Here is a 21,586-nt window from a genome sequence, read left to right as displayed (position 1 = left end):
ACAAAAGCATGTGACGATGTTGTCACATGCCCGTAATACGTACAAATTCATTTTTTCTAGGGAAGGTCAATGTAAAAGTCGTACCTTCTCCAAGTACAGAAGAAACGTTCATGCGAATGTGCAGCGAATCCGCCACTTGTTTTGCAAGATATAAGCCCATTCCCGTAGAGGCGCTGTCTTCATGATGCGTTGTGGAAGTAAATCCTCGCTCATAAATACGAGGCAGATCTTTTGGATCAATACCTCTGCCTGCATCTTGGATTGTAAGTACAACATGATCATCTAGGCGTGAACTCTCAATAAGAATATCGGAGGATGCACTGTATTTTACTGCATTGGTAATCAGCTGTCTGAGGATAAAGCCAAGCCATTTGGCATCGGTCAGTACACTCGTTTCTGTCAGAGAAACATCAAAACCGATTCCTTTTTGAATACACCAGGATTTCAAGGTCCGAATTTCTTGGTAGATGATGGGCTCGAGCTCAGAAACTTCAATGTATAGATCATTTTGAATAAAAGGAATTCGCTTCTGGTGCAGCTGCTGGTCGAGCAGGTGATGAATTCGCAGCCATTCATACATCAGTTGTCTTTGCAGGGTCTCATCGGGAAGCCGATCGATCATCAGCTGCATCGCCGTCAGCGGTGTTTTGACTTCATGGATCCAGGAGAGCAGCTCGTCCTTTTCCTGTTCAAGGAGCATATAATGATGAGAAGTTTCGCGTTTGTAACGTTCGGTCTGTAAAGTGACAGCGTCCAGAACAATCTGCTCAAAAGGGCTGTCCGCACTACGTAGTTCAGCGAGATCATAGGTGTGATCCCAATTCTTCATATTTGCATAGAATTTCGTCTCTTTCGTGTACCGCAGCACCACAAAGCAGGTGCACAGGAGGGTGAGAAGAAGAACAATGTACAGCATCGACATAAATGGAATTGTATTATCGATATAGGAAATAAACAGAATGATCAGCTGTATAGACAATAAAAGAAGAAGCCAAGTTCTGCGTTCTTTAAGAAAGGTCCAGATCATACGCTGACCTCTTCCGTAGCGATATATCCTTGTCCCACTTTTGTCTCAATATAGATATCCAGGCCAATCGTTTCGAGTTTCTTACGCAGCCGATTCACATTCACCGTCAGGGTATTATCGCTGACAAAGTGTTCATGATCCCATAGGTTTTGGATGAGTTTTTCTCTGCTGACAATCTGGTTTTTATGCTCGGTTAAAATTTTGAGAATGAACATTTCATTTTTAGTGAGGTCGATCGAACCTTGTTCATTGGAGATTGTATTTTTGACATACTCAATGGTGGCTCCGCGCCAGGTCCGCAGTTCAATGCGCTCGGTATTATAATTATAAACCCGTCTAAGGGTAGCCTGTATTTTGGCAATGAGAACATCAAAGTGAAAAGGTTTCTGTACAAAATCGTCGGCTCCGAGCTGCATGGACATAACCATATCGGTTGGGTGATCCCTGGAGGAGAGAAAAATAATCGGCACATTCGAATGGGACCGGATAATCCGGCACCAGTGAAAACCATCAAATTTCGGAAGCTGGATATCGATGATAACAAGGTCGGGTTTTATTGCTGTGAACTCTTGAAATACCTGATTAAAATCCTGTACTCCATATACGTTATATGACCACTGAGCAAGCCGTTCCTTGATTTCACTAAAAAGGGTCGCATCATCTTCAATAAGCATAATTGTAAACAAAGAGTGTCACCGCGCTTTCTGACAAGTTAGATCTCCTAGGGCAAGTGTAACCGAAAAAGCCTCTTCCTTAAAAGAGAACGATGTGATTTTACCGATATGTAAGAAGAAGAGCAGCTGGGTCGTATGTTTAAGAGAACGGAATATGAGGTTACATATAAAGAAGATAAGTTACTAAAAATCTATCTTTGAAAAGAGGGATTTCGATGGTAAAGCTGATGAAAAATACAGATCCGAACGAGAATGAAGAAGATAAGGCGATCCGTGATGATGAGCCAGATTCATTCGAAACGGAAGGCAAATAAGTAAGTAAAATAAGTAAGTAAAATAAGTAAGCAAATAGAACAATCGCCTGCTCCCACACGTTTGAGCAGGCGATTTTTTGTTATTCTACAATAACACTTGCCTCCATACTAGGATGCGTGGCACAGTAGTAGGGAAAGGTTCCCTTTTCCTGGAAAGTATAGGAGTACTGCTTACCAGGTTCGATATGACGAGAATCAAATTTATCATCTATAGAAGTTACGGTATGAAACATAGGGTCGTTGTTAATCCAAGTGACGGTCGTTCCTTGCTTCACTTTGAGTTCTGGAATGGAGTAACGCATATCGCTGATAACAACGGTAGTTCCCTCTCTGATTTCTTCAGGAATGGTATCTGTATGTTGATGATAATGTGTACCTGCCGGTGTTTTCCCATCCTTAGTGACTTGGACCATCGTATGCATCCCGCCAGGGTAAATGCCATTGTTCGTATTGTCGATAATGTTATGGCTATGGAAAGGATATGAGCCATCTTGATCGAAAGTAATGAGCAGATCGTATCGTTCTCCAGGCCCCACATTAACCGTGTCTTTGATCAGCGGCGAAGCCAGCGGTCTTCCATCGGAAGCAATCACTTCAAAATGAAATCCATGCAGGTGCATAGCGTGAGCTTGATACCCCGTATTAATGAGACGTACAAGCACTTTGTCTCCGAGTTTTCCGTCAATCATGGTCGCTGGGTCTTTCTCTGTATCAGGATAGGCTTTTCCGTTGATGGTGAAGTAGGTGGGATGGAAGGTGGTTCGATCATATTTTTTACCTTCTTCCACGGCTTTGTGCCACACAGGGTCAATCTCGTTCAGCATAAAGGTATACTCTTTTGTAAAAGCAGGTCCACTGGTCCAAGCTGTTTTTATTCCGTCTTTTGCTTGGACAATGAAGGCACCTGTCATCCCCATCTGCAAGTGTTCTACCGTATCGACATGACAGTGATAGAAATACGTCCCCGCATGTTTCGCCTGAAATTGATAGGTGAAGCTTTCACCTACGAGCAGATCTTTTGAGGTATGAGGAACACCATCATTCGCTTGATCTGTATCTAGACCATGAAAATGAATGGTATGGCCTACCCTCTTTATTCCTTTCTTGGCAGTGCCGATATTAGTAAGAGTTACTTCTACTTTGTCGTCTTCGTTAACAGTCAAGGTAGGGGCAGGATAAGTTGCCGATCCTTTCTCGTTTTTCTCACTATAACCCCATACATAAACGGAAGTTCCGTCCGGCAATACAAGAGTACCATCTGTTGCATAGAGGTGGAATTGTTTAACCGCAGGTATTTCATCCTTCTGCTCGGGGTCTGCAACAGTAGAAGAAGGAATTGCCTGATCTGACTCATGAAATAAAGGGCTCACCACAGGAAGAAACAACAGCGCTAGCAGCAGGGAAACTAAACATATATATAGAAATTTATTGAATATTTTTCTCATAATGTATTCCTTTCATCTCGATCTGGGTAAAGGGTAGAGGGATGTTTGAAACATAGGTTCTCTACTTTTCGTCTTATTATTAAATTATGGCTTAAACATAAGGATATTAGTCTCCTATATAGGAATTCGAGTACGTATAAGAATAGAAAGTACAGTTATAAAGGGGAGGATACGGGGAATGAAGAGGGTAATAACCATTGTACTTACGTTTTTATTTGCGATGGGCTGGGGAGGACAAGACACATATCTATATGCTGCTGGGCAAGGTCTAGTAACAGACCCATACTTGGACAATGGTCTAAAGATGATCCTGAATAAAGCACAAGATGAGGAACTCACGGTAAGTGATTTGGAGAAATTAACGGTGATTGACCTTCCTTCATCGGGAATTCGAAGTCTTTCCGGGCTGGAGCATGCAGTTCACCTCACACATCTGCGGATTCCATATAACCAGGTCGAAGATTTGTCACCGCTCAAAGAGATAACAACCCTGCGGGAAGTCGATGTTACGAATAACTATGTCAGTTCCATAGAACCACTTGAGAAAAACACACAGATGGAACGACTTATTGTAAGCAATAATGCAATTACATCACTCGGTGTGACCCGTAACTTTCCAAGGTTACATACACTTTATGCTGGAGGAAATCAGATCACAAGTTTAGATGGTCTGTCAGGAGCGGCATCCTTACGTGCGCTAGACATCAATTTTAATAAAATTGAAAGTATAGAACCTTTAGTAAACATGACATCACTAAAGGAACTGCTCGCTCCCTCTAACCAAATTAAAAATATATCCGTTCTTACCAAGCTTCCAAATCTGCAAATTCTCGATCTTAATCAAAACCAGATAACAGATGCAACCTACATAAATGAGTTACCTAGATCCATTGTCAGTCTGAAGCTTGCACATAATCCATTGTCCAATATAGACGAGCTGCAAAATATGAGTCATCTTACGAATCTTGAGATTCTAGATCTGTCAGGCTTACAGCTAAACAGTCTTACTCCTATTCAAGATCTGCAGCAGCTCACCGATCTAAACGCTTCTGATAATCAGATAACAAGCCTAGAACCACTGAAGGATCTAAAATCGCTAACGAATCTGGATGTTTCCAAGAATCTAATTTTTAATCTTGAACCTTTACAACATTTGAACCATATTCAGAGTTTAAATCTATCCAGTAATCTGGTTTGGGACCTGAAGCCGATCCAGAATCAACAGTTTACCTATACTCGGCAAGGATCATCGGGAGAACCTCCTTATTACGGGCTTAATCTAAAAGATAATTATCTTGATCTAACTTATGGATCGAATACATGGAGTTTGTTCACTGAACTTGGAGGGAACCCGGAAGATGTTACTCCGCAGGGGAAATACCAGCGTCTTCAGGAAGGTTCGAAAACAGCCTATATCGGGGATGGGCCTTATTTACTTCGAGTTGCTCCTTTTCTTGAAAAAGGACGTACTTATGTCCCCCTTCGTTTTATATCAGAGCAGCTTGGAGCCGATGTTACATGGGATCAAAAGAAGAAAGAGGTAACCATTCAGAAGAATGATACGTCCATCCGTTGGACTGTTGGTAACAGACAAGTGAAGGTAAATGGCAAGACTACACTCTATGATGCTCCGCTGATGCTGAAGAGTGGAGTGACCTGTATTCCCCTCCGTTTTGTATCCGAACAGCTCGGAACGAAAGTGGGCTATATAAACAACTCAAAAACAACACTTATCTTTGCGGATAAATAAGCTTAAACCCCCGTCTATGTACGGGGGTTCTTTCTGTACGTAGATCGATAAAAGAATACTAATAATTATTAATTTTCTAGAACAGGAAAATAGGTGTTTGCCTTGGTGTATTCTCTTTTTATAGAAACTACAAAAATCATTTATTTTCATAGGTATTCGTCATATTTATATATCTAGCCTGGGTTTGCCCATCAATGTTGTCCCAATTTGTCGAACAACATGTCATAGAATGTGAAAAAATAATCAAGGGTTTACATATATTACCTTTCTATGTAAGATAAGATCTGGATGTAAACTTCAATACCAAGATCGAGGAGGAGAATATGATTCGAATTCGTAAGAAGTTAAAATGGTTCGCCGCACCACTAGCTCTTTTGCTTGTTATCCTTACCGGATGTCAGGCTGTTGGTGGACTGGATGTAAGCTCAGCTCTACTTGGAAGTAAAGATCGTATGTATCAATCCAGTGAGACAAAAGAGACTTTACAGGTAAAAGTTACCCCTTCAGCAAATGCATCGGAAGAAGATCTCGCCATCATTGAACTTATCAATTCATTTTCTCTATATATTGATAGTGCAAAAGTAGAAGATAAGGATACTGCTTCCATTAAGGGGAAAGTTCATTATCAGAAAGCAGAAATCCCCTTCCTTTTGAGTTTGGATGAAAAAGGAGCTGCCCTGCAAATAGAAGGAGCAAAGCAGCCAATCTATCTTTCATACGCACTAGATCCGTCTCTTCCAGATATGACGGCATACAATAAGCAGATGGAAGATGCGATATGGAATGTAGCCAGTTTTATCGTCAAGCATCTTCCTAATCCGAATAAGATCTCGGTAGGTCAAGAAGAAGCAACGGTAAATGGAGAGAAACTGAATCTTACAAAACTTCATGCTGAGATTAGCGGAGCAGAAGTACTCAAGATGGTACGTCCTTTCCTCAGCAGTATTGCACAGGATGAGAACGGCTTGAAACAACTAATTGGAGATATTTATGATGCGGTTAAGGTAGTGTTCTCCTCTTACCAAGAGATAGAAGGAGCAGAAGGATTAGCAGAGGGAATCTTGCCTGCTACCAAAGAAGAAGCAGTAACAATTTATTATGGCATGATTAAAGGTCTTCTTGATGAATATGTGAAGACGATCGATACAGAGATTGACAAGATGCTCACGGAAACTCCAGAGATGAAAACCGTCTTTAGTGATAAGAGTAGTCTTGTTGTGAATTATTACTTCGATAAGGATCTGAATGCACGGAAGAGCAATATGGAACTAACGGTTGCACTCCCTGTTTCTAAAGATATCCCCGTTTCAGAGGTTAGAGTTACAAGCGATGCTGAATCATGGAATTTTGGCGGAAAAGTAACGGCTGATCAAGTTGACCTTTCTAAAGGGTACCTTGATCCACTCTTTGGAGAGGTGACAACAGGTCAGATGCTTCGTAACTTTGAAGGAACGAAGCCGGTATATGATCTGCTTTTGCAATCCGGCATGACAACTTCTTATCTTTACCTGGAGTCAAATGACCCAGTGTACGGAGCAGAAAATGTAAAAGGGACTGCATTTGTTCCTCTCCGTTACTTTGCTGAACATTTCGATGCAGAAGTGAAATGGACAAAAGGCTCTAAACAACTCACCGTAATTAATGATCTTACACTTGAGCAATCGACCTATACACTAGGCTCGAAAAAAGCCACAATCAATGGGAAGGCAGTTACATTGCCGCAAGCACCTTACACAGCTCAAGGGACGATTTATGTACCGCTTCGTTCCATTGCTGATGCACTCGGAGCTAGTGTAACTGTGGAAGAGGAAGGTTATTCCGTTCAGCGTAACTAGTTTTTAATTAGGCGGCAGATATAGTTTATGAAAAGGACTCCACTAAGATTAGTGGGGTCCTTTCTTAGGTCTTACTGATATTTTTCCGGAGAATATCCATGTCCCTTTGGCTTATCAGTGCAATATAATGCGAAAAACAAGGTAAGGCAAGCGTGAAAGGGGAGAATAGAATGGAGAACACTTCAATGAAAAACGTGACCTTAGCGGGAACCGATGAATGGTCTGTCACTTCAAGCATAAATGGACAGGAGTATCGAGTACAGATTTACCAACCGAGCGGAAAAGTGCCCGCCTCTGGATTTCCCATCATTTATACACTTGATGGAAACAGCACCTTTACGATGACGGCGGAGATGGTGCGTATTCAGTCCTTAAGGCCGGAAAAAACCGGTGTAGTGCCTGCTATTGTGGTTGGCATTGGATACAACGTAGAAGCTCCTTTTCCGGCCAAACGCCACTATGATTTTACGATGCCTGCACCGGAAAAGGATTTACCGGAACTTCCGTTTGGAAGGACGCTTCCCGAGCAGGGTGGAGCACTGGATTTTATGTCATTTGTAGAAGATCAACTAAAGCCGTTGGTAGAAAGCCGGTACCCGGTTGATTCGAGCAGACAGATGATTGTGGGACACTCGCTCGGCGGACTTTTTGTACTGCATATGCTCTTTGCTAGACCTCATTCTTTTCACACTTACATTGCAGGCAGTCCGTCCATTCACTGGAATGAGATGTATTTACGTCAGCAGGAACAGAAATGGCTGGAGGAGGTTAACAAGGGTAGACATAAACTGAATACCCGGGTGCTGATTGCGGTAGGGGAACGGGAAGGAAATCTGAAAGTACCGATGGTCAGAAACGCAGAGGAGCAGGCGGAGAGATTAAGCAAGCTTGAAGAGTTTGGAGTGCATGTAGCTTATCAAGCCTTTGAGGCTGAGAATCATCTGTCCATTGTACCTGTACTCATTAATAGAGCTTTGCGATTTAATGGGTGGGCACAAGAGGAAACGGACTAACATATCAAGAGATAGATGAGAAAACTCATAAAATGAAGCCCGGAAAATACAGTGAACCACTCGCTGTAAGGCCGGGCTTTTTAATTTTACAAAAAAAGTGAGAATTAAATCACTGTTAAACAGAAAAGTATGATAAACTCTGTTTATGATATTGATAATCATTATCATTAATAAGGCGGTGATTATTTTTCATGCTTGAGATAACGACCTCAAAGTTAGGTAGCGAACAAGGCAAGCAACTCTTAGATTCCTCTGTTGTAAAGCTGAAAGAAGTTCTTAAGGTGAACGCAACTAAAAAGTGGAATCCTTCTGATATGAATGATCATTCTTCTCATCTGCTGATGGTTGCTGAGGGACAGGGGTGCTTAACGTGGAGGGATTGCTCTCTTCCCGTTGACGGTACATGTATCTATTCGTGTATGAATGAGGAGAAGCTGGTGATGGACTGTAAGGGTAGTGACGAAGTGAACCTTACCGTAATTGGCTATGATGTGTATCAACAAGATGACCGGAAGCAGCATCTTCTTGTATCTGATATGCCGCTTGTGGGGCACTTAATGGATCTATCGCATCACGAGATCAGCTGGTTTACCGATATATGTAACTCTATTTATGGTCACTGGCATAGCGGGGAAGGGCTTGGGAGATATCGCAGTCAGCTTCTTTTCCAGGAGGCCCTTTACTGGATAGCGAAAAGCAGCGATCAGGCTCGGGTAGATACGGATTCTGCATTACAGTTGACCAAAGATTACATTGACCGGCACTATACTGAAAGCTTAACGCTGGATAAACTTTGCCGGATGGCAGGACTAAGTTTGAAATACTACAGCGAGCTGTTCAAAAAACATTATGGAGTCAGTGTAACAGAATACATAGCCACCGTCCGCATGGAGCAAGCCAAACGACTCATGATGGACCCTGAACTGAAGCTGAGAGAGATCGCACATCTCGTCGGATATCCGGATGAGTTCTATTTTAGCCGGAAGTTTAAGAAGATGATGGGGACTTCCCCTTCTGCCTATCGAGCGGGTTCTCATTAATTCAGCAACCAGATGCAGAGGTGATCGGTAATTATTACAGGTCTATCAGGAAAATGTCCATGGATAACCGCTCTCTTCTCCAGTATCATTCAATAATGATAATCATTATCAATTATTGAATGAGATACGGAGAGGGGTCCATTAGAAATGAAAAAAACAGCTTTCATCGGAATGCTAGTCCTTCTGCTTGTGATGCTTGCAGCGTGCGGAAACAGTGGCGGAGATAAAGAGGCTGCGGGAACAGGCGAGCAGACACCGGCTAGTTCCGAACCAACATCGGAAACAAATGAGACAGCTAGCGATACTCGCAGCATTACATACTTGGGTCAAGAATATATTATTCCGGTTAATGCAGAAAAAATTGTCATCACAGGTGCAATGGAAGCGATGGAAGATGCGCTCGTACTTGATGTGCATCCAGCAGGCGCCATTACTATAGGTGGTGAATTTCCGGAACGTTTCGTATCAATCACAGATCAAGCGCAGTCCATTGGAGAAAAGACAGAACCTAACTTTGAGACGATCCTTTCTCTGCAGCCAGATGTGATTCTGGGTACAACGAAGTTCAAACCGGAAGTAGTAGAACAACTAAAGAAAATTGCCCCGCTTATTCAAGTTTCACATATCGCTTCAGACTGGAAGGATAACTTGAGTTTGATGGCAGAGCTCACTGGAAAGCAAGATGAGGCGAAACAAATCATCGAAGAATACGAGGCTCAAGTAGAGGCATCTAAAACTGAGCTGGGTGATACTTTGAACGATAAAGAAGTTGTCGCGATTCGTATCCGCGGGGGAGAGATGTATATCTATCCGGCGAATGTATTTGTAAATCCCGTTTTATATGAAGATCTGGGACTTACGCCGCCAGCTGAAGTTACGGCAGCAGAAGCGCAGGAGATGATATCGGTTGAGCAGTTTGCAGAGATGAATCCAGACTATGTATTTATTCAGTTTGAAGAGCAGTCGAATAAAGACAATCCAGCGGCATTAGAGGATCTGCAGAACAATCCAATTATCCAAAAGACCACAGCTTTTAAAGATGACCATGTATTTATTAATGTCATTGATCCTCTCTCCGAGGGTGGACCGGCTTGGAGCAGAACGAATTTCCTAACAGCTGCTGTAGAGCAACTGACGAAGTAGACCGCGGCGACGATAGAAACTTATGATACCTAAAGGAAAAATAAATCCGTCCCTCATTCTGGTGACAGCTCCTATTCTTGTGGCTCTAACCATTCTATTCTCCATTCATTATGGAGCAAAAAATATCGAACCTGCAGAAGTGTGGAATGCCATATTCCACTTTGATACAGACAGTATCGATCATCAGATCATTATGACCTCACGGCTCCCAAGAGTCGTGGGGGCTCTGCTTATTGGGGCATTTCTTGCGATCTCGGGTGCACTTATGCAGGGAATGACTCGCAACTATTTGGCTTCTCCCTCGATTATGGGTGTCTCCGACGGCTCTGTTTTTGTCATTACTTTTTGTATGATCCTGCTGCCGGGTACATCGTCTCTAGGTTACATTGCTTTTTCATTACTCGGATCAGCGATTGGCGCAGGGATTGTTTTTTCACTTGCCTGGTTATTACCGAGAGGAATGACTCCGGTCCGTCTCGCTATTCTGGGGACGATCATCGGTACGTTTCTGAGTGGATTATCCGAAGCAGCAGCAACCTATTTTCAGGTATCTCAAAATATAAGTTTCTGGTATAACGCAAGACTGCACCAAATGGACCCAGAGCTTATAAAACTGGTCATTCCTTTTGCTATCGTTGGACTGGCTCTTGCCATGAGCCTATCCAAATCGATAACGATCTTGTCCCTTGGGGAAGAGATGGCTGCTGGACTTGGGCAACGTACCAAATGGGTAAAAGCATTGTCCATCCTTAGTGTCGTTATTTTAACGGGAATTTCAGTGGCACTTGCCGGAAAAATTGCATTTGTCGGGCTTCTGATTCCGCACATTACTCGTTTTTTTGTAGGTGTGGATTACAAATGGGTTATTCCTTGCTCAGGTATTCTTGGCGGGCTTTTTCTCGCTTGGTGTGATGTGCTGAGCCGATTTGTCAACGCGCCTTTTGAAACACCTATCGGTGTGATCACGGCACTGTTCGGGGTTCCTTTCTTCCTGTATCTGATCAAAACCAGAGGGGGAAAGGCCAATGTATAATACAAATCGAAGAAAAAGGGGAACTGTGGTCTTTGTTACGGCAGCGATCATCCTTCTGGCTTCTTATATCAGCATAACGAACGGTACGTTTGATATGACGGTGACCGATGTAGTAAAGACGCTCTTAGGAATGGATACATCACGGGAACATCATCTCGTTATTTTTGATTTTCGCTTGCCACGGATCGTCATTGCGTTACTGCTGGGACTTGGTCTTGGCACTGCCGGTGCTGTCGTTCAGGGCATCGTGCGCAATCCCCTTGCGGATCCTGGAATGCTTGGTATTAATGCGGGAGCAGGTACAGCAATTGTCCTTTTTATGTTTCTCTTTCAAGGGACCATTACTGGGGCTAGTTTCTTCTCCATTATGACGATGCCTTTATTTGGTCTCGTAGGCGGACTCGCTGCTACTGCGCTCATTCTCATGTTTGCCCTAGAGCGCGGGAAGCTGGATTCCCAAAGGCTTATTTTAGTAGGAATTGCCGTCTCCTCCGGTTTTGGGGCTATAACGCTCTATGTATCTCTTAAGATGAATCCGAAGGATTTTGAGATGGCTACCGTGTGGCTGGCGGGAAGTATCTATAATGCCAACTGGCAATTTATTGTTGCTATGCTGCCTTGGCTTATAATCTTTATCCCACTCATTTGGCGAAAGTCACTTATCTTGGATGTAATGCAGCTTGAGGAAGGAAGCGCGATGGGAGCAGGCGTCTCGGTAAATCGGGAGCGTATTTTACTGCTGCTGTATAGCGTTGGGATTGTCAGCGCCTGTGTAGCGGTAGCGGGAAGCGTAGGTTTTGTTGGTCTTATTGCACCTCACATTGCGCGGAGGCTTGTCGGCCTTCATCATCGTCATATGATTCCTGTATCTGGGCTTGTAGGGATGGCGATGGTCGTAGTGGGTGATTTAATTGGCAAAACAATCTTTGCCCCGGCAGAGCTTCCCGTAGGCATCGTTATTTCTATTATTGGAGTGCCCTACTTTGTATACTTGCTCTTTAAAACAAGAGTATAGGCAGATATAGAAAACGCCGCTTTGTAGAGATACAAAAGCGGCGTTTTTTTATATGGGGTGATTCACTGAGATTTGCCATAATCCTATTGATCCAAGTTTCGTGAAAAACGTCTTAGATTCAGGATAGTGCTGTCTTGCCTGAGGTGCTTTCTTCCTCTTCAGGGATCTTGTTTAGTATACTGCGCTCCAGCATGCCGGACAGGCTTCCGTGTTCTTTAAGAATATGAAGTTCTCCCCAATTACATAGGGCATTCAAAATCGGCTCTAGACTCCATCCATATTCGGTAAGCTCGTACTCCACTCTAGGTGGAACCTCGTTATAGCTGATCCGGTTTACAATCCCGTCTTCCTCCAGTTCGCGTAGTTGCTGAGTCAGCATCTTTTGTGTGATGGCAGGCATGAGGCGACGTAAGTCACTCGTTCTTTTCTTTCCATGTGTAAGATGGCACAAAATCACACACTTCCATTTTCCGCCGATTACTTCGAGTGTGGCTTCCACAGAGATGTTATACTTTTTTGCCATATCATAATTCCTCCCTCTATCCAAAAGGAACTTTTTAGTTCCTATAGTACTTAAAAGTACGTACTGTTTATTATAATCCAGATCACTCATAATAGCCTTACCGGCCGGTAATTACCATACAACAGGAGTGGAGTCATGTCACCCGATAGAAAAAATTCAACCTTTGCTCTTCTTGCTTTGGCAATCAGCGCTTTCGCAATTGGAACGACCGAGTTTATTAGCGTAGGGTTATTACCTCTCATTGCTGATGACCTGAATATATCCGTAACAACAGCGGGATTAACAGTAACATTATACGCCTTAGGCGTTATGTTCGGTGCCCCGGTGCTTACTTCTTTAACATCTCGTCTAGCGAGAAAAAAACTGCTCATTGCTATCATGTTTGTTTTTATTATCGGCAACAGCATCGCTGCTTTTGCAAATAGCATTGAAATCTTATTGATAGCCCGTATTATTAGCGCCTTGGCTCACGGGGTATTCATGTCCATCGGATCAACGATCGCAGCGGATCTTGTGGCAGAGCATAAAAGAGCAAGTGCCATTTCCATTATGTTCACCGGACTTACGGTAGCAACGATAACGGGCGTACCGCTTGGTACCTTTATTGGTGGATTGATGGGCTGGAGAGCTGCATTTGTGGCAATTGTCATCATAGGTGTAATTGCTTTAATTGCAAATCTATTCTTGATCCCAGCAGTGATAGGAAAAGGCACGGTAATGAGGTTTCGGGATCAAGGTAAACTGCTCGCAAATGGACGTCTGCTTCTCATTCTGGCGATTACAGCCCTTGGATACGGAGGAACGTTCGTAGTATATACGTATCTATCCCCCCTACTTCATGATATCACCGGGTTTTCGGAAAATAGTGTGGCAGCAATCCTATTGCTCTACGGAATAGCGATCGCTATCGGGAATATTATCGGCGGAAAAGCAGCCGACCGCAACCCGCTAAAAGCTTTGTTAACTATGTTTATTATCCAGGCTGTGATCCTGCTTATTCTTACATTTACTATTCCTTCACCTATTGCTGGTTTAGTAACGATCTTCCTCATGGGGTTGTTTGCTTTTATGAATGTGCCTGGATTGCAAGTGTATGCAGTTATACTAGCAGAGCGATATGTACCGGAAGCAAAGGACGTAGCATCCTCGCTTAATATTGCTGCTTTTAACGCCGGAATTGCGCTCGGAGCTTATCTTGGTGGAATCGTAACTGATTCGATTGGACTCATTCACACGCCATGGATTGGGGCTGTTATGGTCGTAGGTGCCGCCATACTGACGGCGTGGAGCCTCAGATTAGAGCGTAAAGATAAGATGCATAGCAAGGCTCAAACACAAACAGCTCAGTAAGATCAGGCTAAAAATGACTGGTACTTTATAACATTACAATTATTGGAGGATCATATAATATGACAGTAGCAAAACATGTACAAGATCGTGTTGTTCTAAACAATGGAGTAGAAATGCCTTGGCTTGGCCTTGGTGTTTTTAAAGTAGAAGAGGGTGAAGACCTTAAACAAGCGGTAAAGGCCTCGATCGCAGCAGGGTATCGTAGTATTGATACGGCAGCTATTTACCAAAATGAGACAGGCGTCGGTGAGGCGATTAAGGAAGCGCTCGCTGAGAACGGACTGAGCCGTCAGGATTTATTCGTTACCTCTAAAGTGTGGAATGCGGATCTAGGTTATGAAGAAACTCTCGCTGCCTATGATGCGAGTCTTGAAAAGCTTGGGCTTGAATATCTAGATCTCTACCTTATCCACTGGCCTGTTCCGGGTAAATATACAGATGCATGGCGTGCCCTTGAGACTTTGTATAAGAATAATCGCGTGAAAGCGATCGGTGTAAGTAATTTTCAGATTCACCACCTAGAAGATTTGATGCAAAAAACTGAGATCAAACCGATGATCAATCAAGTGGAGCTTCATCCCTATCTGACTCAGAAGGAACTACTTGCATATAGCAAGGAGCATCAAATTCAAATGGAAGCTTGGTCACCGCTTATGCAGGGAGGACTGCTAGATCATCCAATCTTAAGTGACATCGCGAACAAGCATCATAAATCGGTAGCACAAATTATTTTACGTTGGGACTTACAAAATGGCATTATTACGATTCCTAAATCAATCAAAACCCATCGAATTGCCGAGAATGCAAATGTATTCGATTTTGAGCTAACAAATCAAGAGATGAAACAAATTGATGATCTCAATCAGAATCACAGGGTAGGACCTGATCCAGATCATATTGATTTTTAATTGAAGACAAGGAGACTTTTGCTTAGGCAGGGGTCTTCTTTTGCTATTTCGTCCGTGTTATTCGCGATTAGACCTTGTTTAAACCTGAAAAGTTTGGGACAATAATAAACGGACTCGGAAAGAAAACGTATTTTGGAAATGAGACACGAAGTTTTGGATAGATTCTATTTTAAAGTTTTGAAAAGAGGGCCGTTTTGTCATGAATAAACCATCCATTTATGGATTAACTCAGGAACATATGGGAGCTTGGCTGGAAGAGCACGGCCATAAGAAATCTCGGGCATCCCACGTATGGGAGTGGCTGTACCGGAGACGTGTGAAGGATTTTGCGGAGATGACCGAAGTGAACAAGAACTGTGTTCAGCTGTTATCTGAGCATTTTGTAATAGAGACATTAACGGAGCATACAAGGCAGGAATCGGCAGACGGAACGATCAAATTCCTATTTCGTCTGGAAGACGGTAATCTCATTGAGACGGTGCTGATGCGCCATAAATTTGGACTTTCTGTCTGTGTAACAACGCAGGTAGGCTGTAATATCGGCTGCAGCTTCTGCGCGAGCGGTCTGCTTAAGAAGAGCCGTGATCTTTCTGCCGGGGAGATTGTAGAGCAGATTATGAAAGTTCAGTTCCACCTCGACCAGGCGGGTAAGGGTGAGCGGGTGAGTCATATCGTGGTGATGGGTATCGGTGAACCATTTGATAACTATGACAATATATCTGACTTTATTCGTGTCGTGAAGGATCATAAGGGACTGGCTATTGGGGCAAGACATATTACGGTATCGACTAGTGGACTAGCGGATAAAATTAAAGAATTTGCCGATTCGGACCTGAACGTGAATCTTGCTGTATCACTGCATGCACCGAATAATGAGCTTCGTACACGGATTATGAAGATCAATAAAGCGATTCCGATTGAGAAGCTCATGGAAGCCATTGAATATTATTGGGATACTACCAATCGGCGGATTACGATTGAATATATTCTTCTCCAAGGAGTAAATGATCAGCCTGAACATGCGCTAGAACTTGCAGAACTGCTGAAGGATCGCCGGAATCTAGCTATCGTCAACTTGATTCCATATAATCCGGTAGATGAGCATAGTCAGTATCAGCGGAGCGAGAAAGACTCGATAACTGCGTTCTATGATGTGCTGAAGAAGCAGAACATTAGCGTTAGTGTGAGACTTGAACATGGTGCAGATATCGATGCAGCTTGCGGCCAGCTTCGGAGTAAGCAAATTCGTAAAGATCAGGGCGGCAGTTTAGAGAAAGTATCATCTTAATTGAGATCAAGCTGCTATAGCAGTGAATTCAATACCAGATAGTAGGTACAATAAAAAACCTCTGTATCCAAGATGAACGAAAGATTCATCAAGGAACAGAGGTTTTTTACGTTCTATTTTATTTAATCCCCTTCATGTAGGATTGAATTTTAGGTGCAATGATAAACAGGATAATACCGAGGACGATGGACGCTCCGCCGATCACTCCGAAGTAAACCATTTCTGTTTCTTCTGAATACAGAGGTGCGATAAGCGCGTTAATCGCTTGTGCTGCTGCATTCGTCAGGAACCAGAGACTCATTGTTTGTGCAGAGAACGCTGCAGGTGCAAGTTTTGTAGTTGCAGAAAGACCAACCGGCGACAAGCAAAGCTCACCAAGCACGACAATGAAGTAACTCAGTACCAGCCACAGCGGGCTTACCAGGCTGTTTTCTCCTCCGAAGTAAGAAGGTAGAAGAATAACCAAGAAAGATAGACCTGCAAACAGCAGACCAAAGGCAAACTTTCTAGGAACAGACGGCTGACGACCGCCAAGTTTCACCCAGAGTCCAGCAAAAACAGGTGCAAGCAAGATAACGAATAGTGGATTTAGAGACTGGAAGAAAGCCGGCTTAATACTAAACCCGAAGATTTCCAGTTGTGTTCTCGTATCTGCATAGCTGGCAAGAATCGTGGAACCTTGCTCTTGAATTGCCCAGAACATAACAGCTGCAATGAACAATGGAATGTAAGCAACTAGATTGGAGCGCTCCACAGCAGTTGTTTTTGGACTGCGGAACATAACAATAAAGTAACTAACCGGAATCAGTATTCCGAGGAATGCGATAATATTTACAAATAACGGGAATGTAAGGGTTCCAGTTTGAATACCAATAAGAACAAGAATAGCAATGACTACAAAACCTACTGCTACTGTAGTAAAGATCTTTTTCTTCTCATGTGGAGCAAGCGGGTTATTTACAACCGTACCAGCAAGTCCAAGATTTTTCTTCTTCGTAACAACGAAAACAATCAAACCGATCAACATACCAATAGCTGCTAAGCTAAAGCCAAGATGGAAGTTGTTTGATCCGTTATCCATTGCAACCGATCCTACTACAAGCGGTGCCAAGAATCCGCCAAGGTTAATTCCCATGTAGAAAATACTGAAACCAGCATCACGGCGGTTATCTTCAGGGCTGTAAATATCCCCGACTACGCTGGATACGTTCGGTTTGAGTAAGCCTGTCCCAAGGACAATGAGAACCATGGAAGCAAAGAATAAAGAAACACTGCCGGGAATAGCAAGTGCTATGTGTCCGAGCATGATGAGAACACCGCCGTAGAATACGGCTTTTGATGTTCCGAAGACACGGTCTGCTAACCAACCGCCGATGATCCCTGACATGTAGACAAGGGAACCGTAGATTGACATGATCGATAGAGCGAGCGACTGATCAAGACCTAGACCGCCTTGTGAAACTTCGTAATACATATAGTAAACGAGGATTGCTCGCATTCCGTAGTACGAGAAACGTTCCCAGAACTCAGTAAAGAAGAGGGTGAACAATCCTTTAGGGTGTCCAAAAAATCCTTTCTGGGGGACACTGTCTACAATTTCTTTTTTCGTGATGTCTGCCATTACATAACCTCCCTGATTTGATAGATATAATAACCTTATATGTTTTGGACTGTCAAAAGATATGGGACATGTAAATTCAGGAACTCCATATTTCTTTTAACAACCTATATATAATTCACAAATTCACTCCGTTTATTTATACCCACTATCCGTCTCTTTTAACAAAAAATGATAAAGAAAAGAGGACACCACACTGACACGCTAATCTGATAAAGTGTTTAGACACACGTTAATAGGTGATGGGTAGAAAATAAAAAGGTTAGATACGGCATAAAATATCATAGGCCTGATTTCCGACTCAGTGAAAAATGTCACACTTAATCATGATAGATCTGTGACAGATATAAAGGTTATTGAAATGGAATTGTATCATCTCTTGCGCAAGCTGAACAGACAAGATATGGAATCTAATAGAGGACGAAAAGAAAGCTGCCAAGCATAGGCTTGACAGCTTTTTTTCATTGGATCTGACCTGCTTACATTTTTGATTTGGATAACAAATAAAGGAAGTATGGAGCCCCGATAATGGCCACCATAATTCCGGCATGGATTTGCGTAGCAGGAAATACTAATCGGCCAAGTGTATCTGCCATGAGCAACAGCAGTGCACCGCCGAGTGCGGATGCAGGCAGCAACATTTGGTGCCCTGGACCAACAAGACGGCGTGCGAGATGGGGAGCAATCAGACCAACGAATCCAATTCCGCCCGTAAAGGCAACGCATGCAGCAGCTAATCCTACGGCAATTAACAGCAAGTATAGCCGTTCACGATTGAGATTCACTCCAAGCGAGGAGGCGACATTCTCATTTAGTGATAAAGCATCGAGCTTCCGCGACCTCAAAAAGGCAAAGACGATAAGCAGCGATACCCAAGGCAGGAGAGTAAGTACCTGTTTCCATGTTGATCCCCAAATGCTTCCGGCTAGCCAGCTGGCTACCATATCGTACTTATTCGGGTTAAGCCTGAGCATAAGTACAATCATTAGACCATTCACAGCTGCAGTAACTGCAATTCCCGTCAGCACCATCCGATTGGGACTCAGCCCATCCTTCTTGCTATAAGAGAGTACATAAATAATAGCTGCGATCACTAGACCCCCAGCAAGGGCCAGAAAAGGCAATAGCAGCGTAGGGGCTTCAGCCGTACTGCTGTAGAAAGACAGGTAGAGCACAACGATGAGCCCGGAACCTGAAGTGATTCCTAGGATACCCGGGTCCGCAAGCGCATTTCTAGATACCCCTTGCAGAATGCAGCCTGATACAGCCAGTCCAGCACCTACGAGCATCGATATAACAATGCGAGGCATTCGAAATTCGAACAAAATAAGGTTTTGCCGAGAGCTACCGTTGCCAAAGAGTGTGTTTAGTACTTCCGCAGGTGCCAGCTTCGAAAAACCTGTGTTCATACTAAGGAAGATGAAAGCAACCATGAAGACAGCAAAAGTGATCATGACTGCCCACTGGCGTTTACGACGTTTTTGGGTACTTTCCTGCATTTGTTCAGCAAGTGATTTTTTCATTAGAGACCCCTCCCTGATTTACGTGAGATATACAGGAAAAAGGGAACACCGACAAGCGCGAAAAGTGCACTGATGGGTGTTTCGTAAGGCGGATTAATCATCCTCGCACCAATATCAGCAAGAAGCATCAAGAGGCTTCCGACAACGGCAGAGCAGGGAATAATATAGCGGTAATCCACACCAACGATGTAACGGACAAGGTGAGGAACAACAAGTCCTACAAAACCAATCGGTCCGGCAACCGACACAGCTGCACCAGCCAGTATGAGCACAATCATACCGCCAATGATTTTGATTAGTCCTGTTTTTTGTCCAAGACCCGATGCCACTTCATCACCCAGACTAATCAGCGTAATCGACCTTGAAACCAGCATGGCGGCAATCAGTGCTAAGGAGATCCATGGAAGAATAGATAACACCTGAGGCATTTTAATACCTGCTACACCACCTGCGACCCAATAAGCAAGATCTTGGCTCAGCCTGAAATGAATAGCAATTCCTTGGCTCAGTGCAGTTAGCAGTGCGGATACAGCTGCACCTGCAAGTACTAGCCGAATCGGAGTGACTCTCGCTTTGCCTAGAGAACTTGTACCATATACAAGCGCGGTTGCGATAAAGGCACCAATAAAGGCGAAGATCATTGTACCGTTATAGGACATTTCTGGAAAGAACGCCAGCGCTACAGCAATCATGAAGATTGCACCTGAATTAATACCAAGAAGACCCGAATCAGCAAGAGGATTTCTCGTCATTCCTTGCATGACTGCCCCGGCTACGGCAAAGGCTGCGCCAATCAATACATCGGCAATCGAACGCGGAATTCTAAGCTCATGAATAATGGTGTGCTGGGTTACGTCTGGATTAAAGCTAACAAGAGCCTCATAGACAGTAGAAAGCGAAATATCAGCTGCACCTACAGCAATAGATACACCCATGAATAGAATGACAGCAATCAGACCTATAGCGAGGGTCAAAAAAGCTCTGACAGGTCTGGCACGTAATTTTAATTTTGAAGAATTATGATCTTTTGAGAATGAATTATTCAATTTCATGACTCCTATTTTCAGCGGTGATGGTGATAACTATTATCACTCCAGAGTAGAATGACAGGCAGTTACAATGTGTTTTAGTTGGCCAAAAGGAGACCAAAGCCTAGTCTACTATATCATAACACCCGAACTTTTTATAATCATCGGAGCATATAATATCAGGTGTATCAAGGAAGGGAAAGGGGGATCCGTATGCCATCTATTACGACAGGAAATCTGATAAACATACCGATTCAAGGTGATAGGCCATACGTTCAAGTGATTGTCAAAGTCATTAATAATAATACCTCTTCAGGGCTGTGTTACTTGAAGGGTCTCGTGAATAATGGGAGTCAGCAAGCTGCTTTTGCAGAAGCTCTCTTTTTTTTGGATACAGAGGAAGTAATCACCCGCACATACGAGGTGGGATATGATCATTTTCAGATTAATGCAGTTTACTCGACAATAGGGTTGGAAATTGCCTTATACGGAGTTGACGCAGAGGGGCTGTATATTCCAATCGAAATGGAGGAGGTAAATATCAGCAGAGTCACTTCTGAGATTAGATCTGTCAATTCTATTACACAAGTTGATAATTATGCTGTCATGAGTTTCAGAAAAAACCTTTCTTTTACGAATCCAAATGGAGTAGCCGCTTCCGTCTATGCTGAAGGATTGGATATTCTGACAAGGAACCCTGCTAGATATACTTTGATCCAAGGAGGAACCATTGACGGAAATTTTAATCGGTATCCCACGCCGACAACGCAGATTCCTGCGGAAGAAACAGCGTTAGAAGTAAATACAACGTGTACGGTCGTTACGAATGGACGAGTTGTTACCCAAGGGACCCTGACGGGTATAGCCGGAGCCTTTACCAAAACCTCTGTTAATCTAATGGAAGAGGGTGTGATGTTGTGTCTTGAAGATGGAGCTAATCTCACCCTCGTTATAGATTCACTTATGGAAGATATCGATGTAGTCGTTACACTTCGAATGATAGAGCAATGGTGACAGAAAAAGGGAAGAGAATATCGCTCATATTACGGACATCCGAGG

General features: G+C 43.3%; 18 protein-coding genes. 11 read left to right on the top strand and 7 right to left on the bottom strand.

All coding sequences use genetic code 11. The features are described 5' to 3' along the window. Nucleotides 1-22: 22 nt before the first annotated feature. The 3 genes from KJS58_RS04440 to KJS58_RS04430 form a co-directional block, all read right to left on the bottom strand. A complete protein-coding gene (locus tag KJS58_RS04440) occupies nucleotides 23-1,027 on the bottom strand; it encodes a sensor histidine kinase (RefSeq protein WP_213530807.1) in 1,005 nt (334 codons plus the stop codon). Further along, on the bottom strand, nucleotides 1,024-1,713 hold the full coding sequence (locus KJS58_RS04435; RefSeq protein WP_213530806.1) for a response regulator transcription factor: 690 nt from the start codon (nucleotides 1,711-1,713) through the stop codon (nucleotides 1,024-1,026). The genes KJS58_RS04440 and KJS58_RS04435 overlap by 4 nt, the downstream gene beginning before the upstream one ends. A 382-nt stretch (nucleotides 1,714-2,095) precedes the next feature. Continuing rightward, nucleotides 2,096-3,460, bottom strand: coding sequence for a multicopper oxidase domain-containing protein (locus KJS58_RS04430; protein ID WP_213530804.1), 1,365 nt, complete (start codon nucleotides 3,458-3,460; stop codon nucleotides 2,096-2,098). A gap of 178 nt (nucleotides 3,461-3,638) precedes the next feature. Between KJS58_RS04430 and KJS58_RS04425 the strand changes: the two genes are divergently transcribed. The 7 genes from KJS58_RS04425 to KJS58_RS04395 all read left to right on the top strand — a co-directional run bounded on the left by KJS58_RS04425 (nucleotide 3,639) and on the right by KJS58_RS04395 (nucleotide 12,289). Then, entirely contained in the window at nucleotides 3,639-5,210 is a 1,572-nt protein-coding gene (locus KJS58_RS04425) for a leucine-rich repeat domain-containing protein (protein WP_213530802.1), read from the top strand. 323 nt (nucleotides 5,211-5,533) lie between these two features. Further along, nucleotides 5,534-7,045 carry a copper amine oxidase N-terminal domain-containing protein gene (locus KJS58_RS04420; protein WP_213530800.1) on the top strand — a complete coding sequence of 504 codons (1,512 nt, stop codon included), beginning with the start codon at nucleotides 5,534-5,536 and terminating at the stop codon, nucleotides 7,043-7,045. 170 nt (nucleotides 7,046-7,215) lie between these two features. Next, nucleotides 7,216-8,058, top strand: a complete 843-nt coding sequence (locus KJS58_RS04415; protein ID WP_213530798.1) for an alpha/beta hydrolase — start codon at nucleotides 7,216-7,218, stop codon at nucleotides 8,056-8,058. 191 nt (nucleotides 8,059-8,249) lie between these two features. Further along, a complete protein-coding gene (locus KJS58_RS04410) occupies nucleotides 8,250-9,098 on the top strand; it encodes a helix-turn-helix domain-containing protein (RefSeq protein WP_213530797.1) in 849 nt (282 codons plus the stop codon). A 147-nt stretch (nucleotides 9,099-9,245) separates the two neighbouring features. Then, nucleotides 9,246-10,241, top strand: a complete 996-nt coding sequence (locus KJS58_RS04405) for an ABC transporter substrate-binding protein (RefSeq protein WP_213530795.1) — start codon at nucleotides 9,246-9,248, stop codon at nucleotides 10,239-10,241. 22 nt (nucleotides 10,242-10,263) lie between these two features. Continuing rightward, complete coding sequence (locus KJS58_RS04400) at nucleotides 10,264-11,274, top strand: FecCD family ABC transporter permease (RefSeq protein WP_213530793.1); 1,011 nt, start codon at nucleotides 10,264-10,266, stop codon at nucleotides 11,272-11,274. Then, the gene (locus KJS58_RS04395) at nucleotides 11,267-12,289 is read left to right on the top strand and encodes a FecCD family ABC transporter permease (RefSeq protein ID WP_213530792.1); all 1,023 of its coding nucleotides are present in this window, start codon (nucleotides 11,267-11,269) and stop codon (nucleotides 12,287-12,289) included. The genes KJS58_RS04400 and KJS58_RS04395 overlap by 8 nt, the downstream gene beginning before the upstream one ends. A gap of 118 nt (nucleotides 12,290-12,407) precedes the next feature. Here the strand turns inward: KJS58_RS04395 and KJS58_RS04390 are convergent, their stop codons facing one another. Further along, on the bottom strand, nucleotides 12,408-12,812 hold the full coding sequence (locus KJS58_RS04390; RefSeq protein WP_213530789.1) for a winged helix-turn-helix transcriptional regulator: 405 nt from the start codon (nucleotides 12,810-12,812) through the stop codon (nucleotides 12,408-12,410). Nucleotides 12,813-12,947: 135 nt separating this feature from the next. Here KJS58_RS04390 and KJS58_RS04385 point away from each other — a divergent pair, with 135 nt between their 5' ends. The 3 genes from KJS58_RS04385 (at nucleotide 12,948) to rlmN (ending at nucleotide 16,358) form a co-directional block, all read left to right on the top strand. Then, complete coding sequence (locus KJS58_RS04385; RefSeq protein WP_213530787.1) at nucleotides 12,948-14,162, top strand: MFS transporter; 1,215 nt, start codon at nucleotides 12,948-12,950, stop codon at nucleotides 14,160-14,162. A 59-nt stretch (nucleotides 14,163-14,221) separates the two neighbouring features. After that, nucleotides 14,222-15,070: an aldo/keto reductase gene (locus tag KJS58_RS04380; protein WP_213530785.1), complete on the top strand. Its 849-nt coding sequence runs from the start codon at nucleotides 14,222-14,224 to the stop codon at nucleotides 15,068-15,070. A gap of 199 nt (nucleotides 15,071-15,269) precedes the next feature. After that, a complete protein-coding gene (rlmN, locus tag KJS58_RS04375; RefSeq protein WP_213530783.1) occupies nucleotides 15,270-16,358 on the top strand; it encodes a dual-specificity RNA methyltransferase RlmN in 1,089 nt (362 codons plus the stop codon). 118 nt (nucleotides 16,359-16,476) lie between these two features. Here rlmN and KJS58_RS04370 read toward each other — a convergent pair whose 3' ends face one another. The 3 genes from KJS58_RS04370 to KJS58_RS04360 all read right to left on the bottom strand — a co-directional run bounded on the left by KJS58_RS04370 (nucleotide 16,477) and on the right by KJS58_RS04360 (nucleotide 20,545). Continuing rightward, nucleotides 16,477-17,979, bottom strand: a complete 1,503-nt coding sequence (locus KJS58_RS04370) for a peptide MFS transporter (RefSeq protein ID WP_213530781.1) — start codon at nucleotides 17,977-17,979, stop codon at nucleotides 16,477-16,479. Nucleotides 17,980-18,455: 476 nt separating this feature from the next. After that, a complete protein-coding gene (locus KJS58_RS04365; RefSeq protein ID WP_249716888.1) occupies nucleotides 18,456-19,499 on the bottom strand; it encodes a FecCD family ABC transporter permease in 1,044 nt (347 codons plus the stop codon). Continuing rightward, nucleotides 19,499-20,545, bottom strand: a complete 1,047-nt coding sequence (locus tag KJS58_RS04360; RefSeq protein WP_249716886.1) for a FecCD family ABC transporter permease — start codon at nucleotides 20,543-20,545, stop codon at nucleotides 19,499-19,501. The genes KJS58_RS04365 and KJS58_RS04360 overlap by 1 nt, the downstream gene beginning before the upstream one ends. A gap of 195 nt (nucleotides 20,546-20,740) precedes the next feature. Here KJS58_RS04360 and KJS58_RS04355 point away from each other — a divergent pair, with 195 nt between their 5' ends. After that, nucleotides 20,741-21,541, top strand: coding sequence for a hypothetical protein (locus tag KJS58_RS04355; protein ID WP_213530777.1), 801 nt, complete (start codon nucleotides 20,741-20,743; stop codon nucleotides 21,539-21,541). Nucleotides 21,542-21,586 lie beyond the last annotated feature (45 nt).

Source organism: Paenibacillus sp. J45TS6 (assembly GCF_018403285.1).
GTDB lineage: Bacteria > Bacillota > Bacilli > Paenibacillales > Paenibacillaceae > Paenibacillus.
Note: the sequence above shows the minus strand (reverse complement) of the source record. Positions and strands in the feature narration are given on the sequence as shown.